Annotated in this window: 10 protein-coding genes and 1 pseudogene; 1 reads left to right on the forward strand and 10 read right to left on the reverse strand. The window is 52.6% G+C overall.

The window, feature by feature from the left end:
* Positions 1-98: 98 nt before the first annotated feature.
* From JZ00_RS09495 to JZ00_RS09530, 9 genes and pseudogenes are all read right to left on the reverse strand, one after another.
* Positions 99-1,571 (reverse strand): site-specific integrase, encoded by a 1,473-nt coding sequence (locus JZ00_RS09495; RefSeq protein ID WP_039588972.1) that lies wholly within the window; start codon positions 1,569-1,571, stop codon positions 99-101.
* Entirely contained in the window at positions 1,571-2,110 is a 540-nt protein-coding gene (locus JZ00_RS09500; RefSeq protein ID WP_039588973.1) for a hypothetical protein, read from the reverse strand. Before JZ00_RS09500 ends, JZ00_RS09495 begins: the two co-directional genes overlap by 1 nt.
* The gene (locus JZ00_RS09505) at positions 2,094-4,235 is read right to left on the reverse strand and encodes a hypothetical protein (RefSeq protein WP_039588974.1); all 2,142 of its coding nucleotides are present in this window, start codon (positions 4,233-4,235) and stop codon (positions 2,094-2,096) included. Before JZ00_RS09505 ends, JZ00_RS09500 begins: the two co-directional genes overlap by 17 nt.
* A gap of 6 nt (positions 4,236-4,241) precedes the next feature.
* Complete coding sequence (locus JZ00_RS09510) at positions 4,242-6,341, reverse strand: hypothetical protein (protein ID WP_039588975.1); 2,100 nt, start codon at positions 6,339-6,341, stop codon at positions 4,242-4,244.
* A 138-nt stretch (positions 6,342-6,479) separates the two neighbouring features.
* Positions 6,480-6,632, reverse strand: a pseudogene (locus tag JZ00_RS30090) (response regulator transcription factor); the annotation flags it as partial.
* Positions 6,633-6,978: 346 nt separating this feature from the next.
* Entirely contained in the window at positions 6,979-8,307 is a 1,329-nt protein-coding gene (locus JZ00_RS09515; protein WP_039588976.1) for a deoxyguanosinetriphosphate triphosphohydrolase, read from the reverse strand.
* A gap of 147 nt (positions 8,308-8,454) precedes the next feature.
* A complete protein-coding gene (locus JZ00_RS09520; protein ID WP_039588978.1) occupies positions 8,455-8,790 on the reverse strand; it encodes a hypothetical protein in 336 nt (111 codons plus the stop codon).
* Positions 8,787-9,176, reverse strand: coding sequence for a phage holin family protein (locus JZ00_RS09525; RefSeq protein ID WP_039588979.1), 390 nt, complete (start codon positions 9,174-9,176; stop codon positions 8,787-8,789). Before JZ00_RS09525 ends, JZ00_RS09520 begins: the two co-directional genes overlap by 4 nt.
* Before the next feature lie 2 nt (positions 9,177-9,178).
* Positions 9,179-9,493 carry an ElaB/YgaM/YqjD family protein gene (locus tag JZ00_RS09530; protein WP_039588980.1) on the reverse strand — a complete coding sequence of 105 codons (315 nt, stop codon included), beginning with the start codon at positions 9,491-9,493 and terminating at the stop codon, positions 9,179-9,181.
* 340 nt (positions 9,494-9,833) lie between these two features.
* Between JZ00_RS09530 and JZ00_RS09535 the strand changes: the two genes are divergently transcribed.
* Positions 9,834-11,042, forward strand: a complete 1,209-nt coding sequence (locus JZ00_RS09535; protein ID WP_039589392.1) for an ammonium transporter — start codon at positions 9,834-9,836, stop codon at positions 11,040-11,042.
* 7 nt (positions 11,043-11,049) lie between these two features.
* On the opposite strand, the gene JZ00_RS09540 is transcribed toward JZ00_RS09535, so the two are convergent.
* Positions 11,050-12,762 carry a cation:proton antiporter gene (locus JZ00_RS09540; RefSeq protein WP_039588981.1) on the reverse strand — a complete coding sequence of 571 codons (1,713 nt, stop codon included), beginning with the start codon at positions 12,760-12,762 and terminating at the stop codon, positions 11,050-11,052.
* Between the last annotated feature and the right edge of the window lie 161 nt (positions 12,763-12,923).

Consider the following 12,923-nt stretch of genomic DNA (forward strand, 5'->3'; position numbering starts at 1 on the left):
TTAAGTCGAAGGCTGATTTGGTTATGAAAAGGATTGCACTGTAAATGGTACGTATGGTTGTTTGAATGAAGAGTTAATTTGTTGTGCGGGCCGTCTGGCTAATCATCACCTTGTGTTCTCTCCGCAACATAGAGCCGTTCCTCCAATGCGCGGATGTAATCACGTAAAAGATTAAGTTCAGTGGTAACTTGTTCTTGTGAACTGAAGTTTTGCCTGAATAGGAGGTCTTCAAGGGTGTTTTTTGTTTGATCTAGATCATCTTTGATAGATTGAAAGGATTCGTGTGAGTCAGGAGTGGCCAGAAGTTTGTATTGTTCGTCAACATAGTGCCAGATAGACTTGGGATCTCGCTGCCCTGTCTTTGTCATGACTGTACGAGCAACGCTCTCCCGAAGGGATGGGGTAAGCTCTCTTAAGAGGTCAGTATTTTTTCTTGATCTTAGCAGAAGTTCAGCTTTTACCTCTCTGCTTATAAATCTGTGGCGAAACATTGACAGGCAGACTTTTCTATTGTTGAGCTCAGCGTCTGAGCAAAGTCTGTCAAACTCTTTAGTCACCGAGGCCTTATTTAAGGGGGCGCCATCTTTGCCCAAAAATAATTCGGTCGTGCTTGAGGGAGGCGTTTTATGTTCTGCGAGGTACGCGATGAACTGCAATCTGTCGTCAAAATAAGCTTGCAAAGTAACGGCTAGGCCGATAGTGATTTTTAAATAGCGGAAGGTATTGTCCGTTCTGGTTTTTTTTGTAGGCAGTACTATTGTGAGAGTTGAAGTTATAGATGAGTTTTCCTGAATCGGCATTTCCATCAATTCTTGAGGGCGCAGGCCGAAATTTGTCATCATGTTTATTGTGAACATTCTGCGACTATATAGGTACCTTAGGACTTCCAGGAAGTGTTGATTAGAGTGTCTCTTGGAGTTTTTATGCCTGTCGACAAGTTTTTGATGGCGCTGATAAACTGCAGTTCGTAGTTTGGTGATGTACTTCTCTGGCATTGGGAACTTGTCGTTGATGGGGGGGCTTGGAACGACCAGTTCGGAATGCCAGATGTGTAGGGCAGAGGTGTAGGGGGTAGAGCGCCATTCTATAACTATCCTTGGCTGGTCGATGGCAAGTCCTATAAGGGGAGTGTGGTCGTAAAGAGGATGATTACGCTGTAGCCACACAAAGAATCTTAAGGTCGCGTGTTGGATTGCCAGAACCTGTTTCTTGGAGCGAGCGAGGTGAGCTATGCCAGTTTTTCCAACCTTTGATTCTTCCTTAAGTACGTTGGTAAAGATCGTAAAATAAGAATCATTGAATTCGTATAATGAAATGCCGCGGGTAAATGCAAATCTAATTAACGGTGTTATCAACGTGGCGTGTGTTTTGGTAGACTCGGTGCCAGTAGTGCATTCAGCTGTTTCCGTGAGCCATAAATTCACAAGGTGACAAGGTTTTCCGTTTGGCCAATACATGAGCGGTAAAGAGGCGTGTTGTAAATAGGTAACGAAGTGCTGCCTTGTTTTGGTTAGTGGTGCTGCGCCACTAGGTAATTTTACATCAGGCAACAGGCGATATAGTTGCGCCATTACTCCTTTCCTCCTCGAATAACATGTAATGTGCCTGCTTCGCGCGAGTGATGCGAAGTGATATGCTCATACTTGGCTTGGCTTATAGAGAGGAAGTTTTTTATCTTTGCTTCTATAAGATTGGTGAGAGAAGGTTCTTTAAGGAGAGAGCGAAGGAACTCGTAAACCTCAAAATACGCCATTCCGCATAGGTGGGCTTCAAGTAGTGCAGTGTTTTCAAGGTTTTTAATATTCTTTTCTCCCTCAACAAGTCTTTCCTGTGCCATTGTTTCTTGATAAGCTTGAGTGCGAAGTTCTTTCAAGTACTCCCACGTGTTTGGATGGTGGTGAGGTGTTGCAATGCTGCGATTTTCTACAGCGTAGGTTTTGATTGTGTTATAGGCTTTGCGCGTGAATAGACCCTTAATCTCTGACGAGAGAAATGTCCGTAAGTCGGAGAGTATTGACACCTCAGATGGACTCAGCGATATCTCATGCATTATGATCTTTAGAAGCCAATGTATCCTAGCTTCCAGATTGTGTTCAGTAGTATTTTTCATCTTGCTCTCCTTCGAATTTAATTGCGAATTCAAGAGTGGTGAGCGTCCCATCGGGTGTTGTGAATTCCACTGAATATAGCGTGCTTTTGTACGTCCCGGAGCATTGTAGAAGGCTCAAAAAACGTATGAAGTTTTCATGGCGTAAGTTTTGGATGGTGTTGACATTGAAGTGGTTGCAGATGTGGCTGTACAGTGTGCTAAGTCCGTTATTGTCTTTTGAAGAAATCTGCCCTAGCTCCAAGGATACTAACCTATCACTGATACACTGGCTTTCGAATTTCGCCCTTTCCGGGTCGTCATGGGAAAAAGAGGTATAAGCGTCAATTTGATTTTCATCGAGGTGCCCAGCGGCATATCCTAACGCCCGACGAAGGGATTCATCATGGTGGGAATACATAACGATCAAGAAAAACTTACGCATTTCATGAATTCGGATTTTGCTAGGTTGCCCGTTGAGCTCTTTCGGAAATTTTGAAATCAAGCAGAATGTATCAATGGCGGCATTTAGTGTAGCGGCCAAGGCTTTTCCGGTCGGGGGAGTGACCCCTTGAGACGGGATATAGAAAAGATGACCGCTAAGAGGGCCGTTTTCATCACCATAAATTTCCTTAAGATTTGCAGCCAATACTTGCAGTAATTGGATGGCTCTAGCTGCGAGAAAGGGGATCGGGCGTCTGATGGTTTGGTGTTCTCCTAGAAGTCCACTCTTTTCCAGAATTTGTACCAGTTCCGCACCCCCACCTTCGAACTCAGACTCAAGGCAGTCTAGGTTCAGCATGTGGAGCTCACCTTCACGAACAGGCTTGCACATGCCGATGATGAGAGCACAGGCACCATAGAAAGCCGATTGAAGAGTTTTGAAAGTGATCCCTGCTTCAATGTCCAAGGTTTTGAAGCTTGAAGTAAATGAAGTGACATTGTATCGAGTTAACAAACGGATGCTGCCGAACTCGGGGCTGGATGACCAACAAAGTTTGTGCTGCTCAAAAAAAGTTTGAATTCGCGCATTGCAAATGGCTTGCGTGTGATTTCTTTTGAGCGCAGAGTAGCTTTCCGCAAAGGTGGTAGCCGCTTCGACAATTTGACTGCCAAAGCAGATGATAATCTCTGCTGCCCGATTTATCGCTTCTAGGCCGATTTCGAGGGGAATAAGCCGGGTGTGGCCATCGAGCCCAATTTTACCTGAGTATTTTGCTTTGAAAACAGATTCTGAAATGTAAGGGATGTCATTCACCAAGTTGTGAGCAGAGCAAAGGATTTTTATATCCTTGGTGTGGGTGTACATAGTTCGTCTGACTATCGGGGTTACCGAGCCAATCCTTCGCTCCTCAATTGGAATCAATACGACTGATTCAGGTGATGCGGGAGAATATTGTAAATCTAATTGTTTAATTATGTTTGTTACAATAGAGTATCTGGTAAGAGCTTGATGGGAGCAGCCCAATAGAGATCCTAGATATTTCTGTGAGATGACCTTGGTGTTCGGATTTTTTGAGCGCATGTACGCTCGCTGGCTGTTGAGCCATTCGGCGGACGCTTGGATAAAACTCTCATCCAGGCGATCTTTAGTAGCTAGGATATTTTCTAAGGGTATTAGGCTTTGAGTTTTTTCATGCAGCGTGATTATTAGCCGATCATCCAGCTTCAACGTGTTAGCGAGACCTCCGTTGGCATAGTCATGAAGGTAAGCTTTGACATGATCATCTGTCAGTAGGCTAAACCCGTAGTCGGATGGTTGAAAAATTTCAGAGTGCAACACCATCCACCTCGCAAGACTGATGGAGGTGTCAATAATTTTCTTCCATTGTTTATACAATATTTGACCACATGGCAAGTTTCCCATTTTGAGGTGAAACGCAAATTTTTGGATAGTGGACAGCAGAAGGCCGTTTTCAGGGTCGGTCAGTAGGCTGCCGTCTGGAAGGTGCTCGTGGAATCGTACTGTTTTAATCGTATTTGTTTCAAAATTGTCTATCACTGTCCAGGTACTGCTTCCAATGACTCCTGATTTCAGCCAATCCGCCGTGTAATCATAGTGGTTAGCGCGTATCAGTCTTCTCGCTCGTTCTAGCAGCTCGCTGACATGCTCGTCTTCAGTGAGGTGCCCAGGTATTTTTCTTGGCATTAGAAATCACCTTGCTTGTGGTGAAAGCTCCGCAGTAGCTCTGATATTGCTGAATAGAGAGTGAAAGTAATCAGCTTGCGCGAGCGCCTGTTTATGCGCACCTTTAATTTCATCCAACGAATCGCCGCAGAAGTTATTTGCGATTTTGAGGTCTGCCTCGCTGGCAGTTTCTATATCCAATTCAGCAGCTAGTCTGGACAGACTCGCAATGTTGCACAGCGCTTTGTGGCTTAGGTTTGTTTCAAGGTGGATTCTGAGTTGCTCATCCTCCGGTAAAGTTGAGACTTTGGACTCGTAGGCGTACAACGCTGCCAATACTTCATTGTCCATGTGTAGGTACAAATCTCCTGACTTTGAAGTTTGATTTGAAGTGAATTCGTTATTTTTGTCTAGGCGTTTACGAGCAAACTTCGAAAACGGATCGTTGCCCGTGGCTTCAGTCAGAATCCTGACGATGAAAAGATGAAGATCTTCAGAGGTCGTGCAGTCGCTGGCGGCAAGAGCCCACGGATATCCATGAGTAGCAACCACAATTACTTTCTGCGCCAAAATTCTTAGCGTCCGGTTAGTGAACCGTTTGACTAGCCATCCGGGTACATAGTTGGACTTTGCCACAGCTAAGGTGTTGCCCAGTACCATCGCAGTGAGTGCAAGGCTACCTGTCCTCAGAAATGTGATGATCCCCTGTGTAGCCCGCAAGGCTTTTGGCGATATGTCGAGACTCCCCTTGATCGAGTTAAGGTCTGAAATAAGCCGATTCCTTAGAGAATTTTTGATGCTGTTATTATTGCTTATCTGGCCAGGATTTGCCGCAGGCCCCTTTTGGGCAACATACAAAAATAAACGTTTCCAGTTACGGCGTTTCTTTGTGAATAACAGTTTTCTGGTAGATGCGGTGCACTCGATAATCTTCGACAGTACCTCACAACTTACTTTATTGAGGTGGGCGACTTTTCGGCTCATTGATCGAGGCTTGGAAACGGAAAACCGCACGACACCATCCTCAGTATCTACCTGAACATAGCAGTCGCCATTATCCATGAGCAAATTAGCTCTGCCGATGGACTCAGATGTAAATACCGGGTTGTTAATGATCAGGATAGCGACCGCTGCATTGCAGTCTACGGTACTCAATAAACCTATCAGGCGTCCCGTAAACTCGTTGCTAATCTTACTCTTCAGATATTTTTGGGGGCAGATGGCTTTGGATACTCTGAATAGTCTTTTTATTCTCTCCAGATTGAGTCCGGTCGATGTTCTTGATATTTCAGTGGCTGTAATGGCGTTTATTTGGCCAGTTTCATATTTGTGCTTCGCTAGAAGTAGCAACGACTCAAAGGCGTAGGGCTTTGCTTTCGCGCAAACATGTACTCCATCAATGCCAATGCCGTTGTTGTTGATTATCGCATCCCGTATTTCAACTGGGATTGTTTCGATGAGTTTTTTTCCTATCTCATGTGTTTCTATCATTTCAGTCCAGTAGCCATCTAAAGCGTTAGCTATCAGAGAAATGCTCGTCTCAAGCTCGGCCTTAAACTGTGATAGAAACAAATCGTCTGCTATGTGGAGGTCGCGTTCTATTATGAACGATTTAGGTAAAACTCCTTCGATCTCTACTGCTGGGGGTATTTTTTTGCGCTTGAATCCGACTGGTGCAGTCCCCCGCTCACCACCTCGGAGATTACCTTTTACACTAGGGATAATGACCGATTGTGGCATAACTCCCATGCGGGCCATCGCTTTTAGGATACGAACCGCAGCGGCCCAGTATGCGATCCTTGTTTCGAGCGATACGCCTTTTGCTTGAATCGTTCTCTCGAACAATGTAACGACGACTTTTTGCCAGTTATCGACATCGTCGTGAGCCGGCCAAGGTTGGTCTGGTAGCTTATTGACGAGTACACTCAGACCGGAAAATATGTTGCCGTAGCTGGTTTCTGACAATCTAGCGCATACAACTTTAGCAGCCTCGGCTAGTATCTGTGTTTGCGCGACTGTATGTTTACGGTTTCGTAAACAGGTATGAGTCATGACTTCTTTGACCCTTAGATCTGAAGGCCATTCGAAGATTAGTGTCTTGGCTGTGATTGTGTAGGTCAGCATCATCGGAGATCCCGCCAACGGGTTCCTGGTAAATGCTAGCGGACGATTGGTAGGTGTCAAACGCTGGTGTCAATAGATTCTGCAACTGATTGATTTTAATCACTTTTAAATGTTGGATGGTTTTCGTGTCTAGAAAACGTCCATCACCAGGTCCGGCATGCATTCACGCACCATTTGCATCGCATCGACGCCGTTGTCAGTTTCCCCTACGACTTTATAGCCTTCATGCTCCAACAGCATTCGAACGGCGAGGCGGATGACCGGATGATCGTCGACAATGAAAACGGAGTTCATGAATAAAGTCCCCTACAAGCTTAAATAAAGCGCGCACCTTAGCCCAGTTAAGGTCAGGTCGTACGAGGAGACAGGCGGACATGGCGAATTTCAGAACTTTCCTACAAAAAAAGAGGCGAGGTACCACGACGTATTTCGGCTTTAGGTAGGCGGAGGGGTAAGAAATGTATGTTTTAGTGTTTAGTACTGTAAGTATTTTCGTTATTGCGTAATAAACAGGAAAAGTAATTTCCGACCACGCGCCAGCGCTTTCCACGCGGTTGGAGCGTTTAACCGCAAGTTCGCGTGAGCATCAATAGAGGGATGCCCCCTATCGCACGCGGGGGCGGTGACGTGGCCGGTCATTTCATTGACGCGTACGACCGGTCATTTCCTGGGCCATTTCGCTGGCATAGCTGTCGGTCATGCCGGCGATAAAGTCGATCATCCGCAGGAAGGCACTGTGGAGCGAGCCTTCAGGATCGGGTGCGTTATTGCCCAGCAAGTCGAGGATCCGGCGATTCTTGAACGACGGCGTACGTCCACCGTGTTGTTCAAGGGCTGCGCCGCAGAAGCCGTTGAGCAGGATCTCCAGCGTGGTGTAGGCGCCGATTTCGTTCAGGGTCTTGCGTTTATCCTGGAATATCTTCTTGCGTGCCATGTCCTTGGCGTTCAACACGCAGCGCTTGGCCGGACCGTGCATGTGTTCCACCAGGTCACCGTGTAGCGTGCCCGCGAGCAACGCCTCCTGCTGCTCGACGAATGCCCGGGCAGCCGCGTTGGTGAGGTGTTCGATGGCCTTGCCCCGCAGGATGGCCAGTTTTCGCCGTCGCGAATCCTGTGGCCCGAGTTGACGGTAGGTCTCTGGCAGATCGTCACCGACCAGGTCCAGGAGCAGCGATTCCACCTGGGGATACTCCAGCAGGTCCATCTCCACGCCATCCTCCAGGTCGATGAGGGCGTAGCAGATGTCATCGGCGGCTTCCATCAGGTAGACCAGCGGATGTCTCGCCCATCGCTGGTCCTCGATTTGCGGAAGGCCGAGTTTATGGGCGATTTGTTCCAGTAAGGGCAATTCGCTCTGATAACAGCCGAACTTGTGCTTCTTGTAGCCCAGGGAATCGGCGTGGCGAGCGGTCCAAGGGTATTTCAGGTAGGTGCCGAGGGTGGCGTAGGTCAGCCGGGTGCCGCCGTCGAACTGATGGTATTCGAGCTGTGTTAGAACCCGGAATCCTTGGGCATTGCCTTCGAAGTTCAGAAAGTCGTTGCGCTCGGCCTCGCTCATCGCGTCAAGCCAGCCGCGTCCCGCCGCCTGTTGGAACCAGTAGCGGATGGCATCCTCCCCCGAGTGGCCGAACGGCGGGTTACCGATGTCGTGGGCCAGGCAGGCCGATTGCACCACCATGCCCAGGTCACTGGGTTCGCACCAGTCGGGCAGGGCGCTGCGTATGGTTTCTCCTACGCGCATACCCAGGGAGCGGCCAACGCAACTGACCTCCAGCGAGTGGGTCAGGCGCGTGTGGATATGGTCGTTGCTGGAAACCGGATGCACCTGCGTCTTGCGCCCGAGGCGGCGGAAGGCACCGGAAAAGATGATGCGGTCATGATCCTTGTGGAACGGACTGCGGCCCAGTTCTTCCGGACTGTGCAGCGGTTTTCCCAGGCGTTCGCGAGTCAGCAGGGTGTGCCAATCCAAGGCCGATTGCTCCGTTTGATGAGTCGAAGCCTTAGCTTCCCGGTTCGAGCGATGTCCTGCAAGGCCTGTGGGGCTCGATCAGTGTGCCCAGGTGTTGCGTTGATAATCGAATCGGGCCCTTCGATGGAAAGGCCCGGTCAATGGCACTCAAGGTTTGCGTGCACTCTTGGCAAGCTTGATCAGCGGAATCACCGCCGTTGCCAGCCGGATCAGGCGCGACAAGCCACCGGAGCGGCCGCTGCGGGTTCGCTTGCCACCGAGGAAGCCGAGCAGGCTCACAGCCGCGACGCCCCAAAGCGAGGCGTGCTTGAGGCCGAACCCTTCATGCCAGCTTTGCGTGAACCCGCGTACCCGTTGCAAAGGGTGCAGCAATTGGCGTGTTTCCTGGCGGATTTCCTGGCGATGCATTTCCATGCGCAGACGCACCAGCGCCTTGCGCATTTCCTGCCGCGTACGGGCTTGAGGAACATTAGGGCGGCTCATGGCAACAGGCGCTCCCGGTCGTTGGCCAGTTCTTCGAGGGTGGCGTGGAACGGCGAGGACTCATCATAAATCGCTGCCTTGAGTCGAAGCCCGCAGAACAGCGCCGCCAGCAGATAGAACAGACACAGGCCGATAATTCCCGCCAGGCGGTAGGTATCCCATACCAGTATCAGCACCAGCGCCGACAGTCCAACCAGCAGCAGCAAGCCGAAAACCAGCGCCAAGCCGGCGAATAACAACAGGCTGACGGTGCGAGCCTTCTGCTCCTGCAGCTCAATGCCGAACAATTCGACGTGACTGTGCAGCAACCCAAGGAATGCCGCGCCCAGGCGACGCGCTGTCGGTTTTGCACCCGTTTCGGGCGATCCGGATTCGTCGATACCCATGATCAGCGCCGTGTCGCCAGCAGTCCGATCAAGAAGCCCACGCCCGCCGCGATGCCGACCGATTGCCAGGGATTGGCCTGCACGTATTCCTCAGTGGCGATCACGGCCGCCTGGCCGCGCTCGCGCACCGAATCTTCCGTCAGCTTGAGGGTTTCGCGGGCGCGCAGCAGGGTTTCGTGGATCTGGCTGCGCAATTCGTCCGCTTGGTCGCCGGCCAGCGTCGCGGTGTGGTCGAGCAATCGTTCGGTGTCTCTGACCAGCGTCTGAAAATCTTCCATCAGGGTTTCTTGAGCAGTCTTTGCCTGGGTTCTGGCCATGGGGGTGGATCTCCGTAAGTGACGTCTGAAGCGTTCGAGTATGAGCCCAGCCGGAAGGTTCAGTACAACTGGCTGGTACAACTTTTGCTCGGGTCTCTGCCATGTACTGGTGCGTTGGCCCGTGACAGTGCGCTGAAGCTGGGCGAAAGCCCGAAAACCTTAACCCAAATAATCAAAACCCGCGAAGCACCTCCAAGCGGGGCGCCATGTTGCCGGCTTTCATGCACCAAAGCGGTTCGTCTGCCCGACAATGGTCGGAAGATCGTTTCAACTTGGTGCAATGGCAACTGGAATGAACCGTCACGGTGCTCTTTTCCACTTCATCAGGTCTGCCAATACCATGGAAAATCTGCAAAGCGCTGTGGACAGTCTCGTCCATAGCTCCAATACGCTGTTCATCCTGCTCGGCGCGGTCATGGTCCTGGCCATGCATGCCGGGTTTGCGTTTCTGGAAGTAGGCACTGTCCGGCAGAAAAACCAGGTCAACGCCCTGTCGAAAATCCTCAGTGATTTTGCGGTCTCGACGCTGGCGTATTTCTTCATCGGCTATTGGATTTCCTATGGCGTGACCTTCCTGCAACCGGCGGCCGTTCTCAGCGCTGACCACGGCTACAGTTTGGTGAAGTTTTTCTTCTTGCTGACGTTCGCCGCCGCGATTCCGGCCATTATCTCTGGCGGTATAGCCGAGCGTGCCAGGTTTGTCCCGCAGCTATGCGCCACCGTGCTGATCGTCGCGTTCATCTATCCGTTTTTCGAAGGTCTGGTCTGGAACGGCAATTTCGGCCTGCAGGCTTGGCTGCAAGCACGCTTCGGCGCCGGTTTCCATGATTTTGCCGGGTCCGTGGTGGTGCATGCCATGGGCGGCTGGCTGGCGCTGGCCGCGGTACTCCTGCTCGGACCGCGAAACGGGCGTTACCGGGACGGTCGGCTGGTGGCCTTCGCGCCGTCGAGCATTCCATTCCTGGCGCTGGGTTCCTGGATCCTTATTGTAGGTTGGTTCGGCTTCAACGTGATGAGCGCCCAGACCTTGCCCGGCGTGAGCGGGTTGGTGGCGGTCAACTCATTGATGGCGATGGTCGGCGGGACCGTGACGGCATTGATTGTCGGGCGCAACGACCCCGGTTTCCTGCATAACGGCCCGTTGGCGGGACTGGTCGCGGTCTGCGCCGGCTCCGATCTGATGCATCCGGTTGGCGCCCTGGCGACCGGCGCGATTGCCGGCGGTTTGTTTGTCTGGTGTTTCACCGCGGCCCAGGGCAAGTGGAAAATCGACGATGTGCTTGGTGTCTGGCCCCTGCATGGATTGTGCGGCGTCTGGGGCGGTATCGCCTGCGGAATTTTTGGCCAGGCCGCCCTGGGTGGCTTGGGTGGGGTGAGCCTTGCGAGCCAACTGGTCGGCACTGTCCTCGGCGTGGTGATCGCCCTGCTGGGCGGATTCGCGGTCTACGGTGTGATCAAGGTTGCGCTGGGCTTGCGGCTGACTCAGGAAGAAGAGTACTACGGTGCCGACCTGTCGATTCACAAGATCGGCGCGGTCAACCAGGACTGAGCCATCACTACGGCTCCTTGTCCTGATTGCCGGGATAGAACCCATGCAGCAAGCCATAGCGCTCGTGACGGACTTGATCCACATGGTGCCGTACCCGCTGTTCGGGCAGTCCCAGCATGATCAGCGCGTGGGAGGCCAGCATCAGGCTCGACTCCAGCAGTTCCGGAACCACCTCGGTGGCTCCGGCGGCCTGCAACTCAGCCAGTTGGCTGTCGTCCCGGGTACGCACCAGGATGGGCACTTGCGCGTTGACCCGCCGGGCTTCCTTGAGCACGCTCATCGCAATGTCCGTCTTGTCCACCGCGATGACCAGTAGCCTTGCGCGACCCAGGCCTACGGCTTCCAGCAGATCCGCGCGGCGAGAGTCTCCGTAATGCACGCATCGTTCGCCGACGGACGCTTCACGGATGATGACCGGATCATCATCCAGGGCCACGAACGCCAGGCCCTCCCGGCGCAGAAAGCGTCCGATCGACTGTCCCACGCGCCCGTACCCGCAAATCACCACGTGACTCGACAAGCCCGCATTGAGCGCGCTGATCTGGTCCAGCTGCGCCTCTTCGTTGGGTTTGCGGTGCAGCCGCGCGGCCAGGCCCGGTGCAGCGCGCAACAGCAGCGGCGTCAACAGCATCGAGCAAAAGGTGGCGGCCAAGAGCAGGCCGCCGATGTCGCCTGGCATGAGTCGGTTCTGCTGCATCAGCGCCATCAGCGCGAAACAGAACTCACCGCCTTGGGCCAGGGCGAGGCCGCTGCGCCAGGCGGTTTCGCCGTCGCTGCCGCGCCATTTCACCAGGGCGGCGACTACGCAGCCCTTGATGAGCATCAACCCGAGTGTCAGCCCGAGGATCAACAGCCCATCGTCGACGAACAGCTGCAGGTCGATCAGCATGCCGATGCTGACAAAGAAAAGCCCCAGCAGGATGTCGCGGAAGGGGCGTATATCGGCCTCGATCTGATGCCGGTAATGGCTTTCCCCAAGCAGCATGCCGGCGAGGAACGCGCCCAGGGCGGGGGAAAGGCCAAGTAGGTGCGTAAGCCACGCCGTGAGCAAAACGATCACCAGGGCCAGCAGTACGAACAGTTCTGCCGACCGCGAAGCTGCCACCTCATGGAACAGCCGCGGCAGCAACAAACGGCTGGCCAGCAACAGGCCGCCAAACAGCACCAAGGTCTTGCCCAGCGTCAATGGCAATGCCCAATACCAAGGCTGTTCACTGCTGCCGGCAAACACCGGCACCAGGGTCAGGAGCAACACCGCGACTACATCCTGGAACAGCAACACACCGATGGCATTCTGGCCGTGGCTGGTGAAGATTTCCCCCAGGCTGCTCAGCTCTTTGCTGACGATGGCCGTGGAAGACAAGGCTAGCCCGGCGCCAAGCAGCACCGCCGCCGCCATCGGGACATCAATGCTCGCCAGCAGCACCGCCAACAAAACTCCTGAACCCAATACCTGAAGGCTGCCAAGGCCAAACACTACGCGACGCAGTTCCAACATCTTCGATAACGAGAATTCCAGGCCCAACGAGAACAACAGGAAAACCACGCCAAGCTCGGCCAGGTCCGGCAGCTCTTCGCTGTCGTTGACCCAATCCAGCGCGGTGGGCCCGACGGCCAATCCGACACACAGGTAGCCGAGTACCGGCGGCAGGCGCAGGCGCCTGAACAGGGCAATGACCACCAGGGACGAGGCAAGGATGATCAGCAGGTTGGCGTACAAGAGGCACTCCGTTTCAAGGTTCCGAGGTCCAGCGTAGAACAGAAGAAAAAATGAGCATCACTGGAAAGTCATGTTCGCTCAATGATTTGCGTCAGCGTTTTACCAAGGCATTCTGCGACATGGTACGCGGCTCGACGGTTGCGTGGGGCGGGCCTAGAATG

It is taken from the genome of Pseudomonas frederiksbergensis (assembly GCF_000802155.2).
In the GTDB taxonomy this organism is placed as follows: Bacteria; Pseudomonadota; Gammaproteobacteria; order Pseudomonadales; family Pseudomonadaceae; genus Aquipseudomonas; species Aquipseudomonas frederiksbergensis_A.

Coding starts and splice junctions, on each gene's coding strand:
- JZ00_RS09500 (WP_039588973.1), bottom strand. CDS start 2,110: ATGAAAAATACTACTGAACACAATCTGGAAGCTAGGATACATTGGCTT.
- JZ00_RS09525 (WP_039588979.1), bottom strand. CDS start 9,176: ATGGGTATCGACGAATCCGGATCGCCCGAAACGGGTGCAAAACCGACA.
- JZ00_RS09520 (WP_039588978.1), bottom strand. CDS start 8,790: ATGAGCCGCCCTAATGTTCCTCAAGCCCGTACGCGGCAGGAAATGCGC.
- JZ00_RS09535 (WP_039589392.1), top strand. CDS start 9,834: ATGGAAAATCTGCAAAGCGCTGTGGACAGTCTCGTCCATAGCTCCAAT.
- JZ00_RS09505 (WP_039588974.1), bottom strand. CDS start 4,235: ATGCCAAGAAAAATACCTGGGCACCTCACTGAAGACGAGCATGTCAGC.
- JZ00_RS09495 (WP_039588972.1), bottom strand. CDS start 1,571: ATGGCGCAACTATATCGCCTGTTGCCTGATGTAAAATTACCTAGTGGC.
- JZ00_RS09510 (WP_039588975.1), bottom strand. CDS start 6,341: ATGATGCTGACCTACACAATCACAGCCAAGACACTAATCTTCGAATGG.
- JZ00_RS09530 (WP_039588980.1), bottom strand. CDS start 9,493: ATGGCCAGAACCCAGGCAAAGACTGCTCAAGAAACCCTGATGGAAGAT.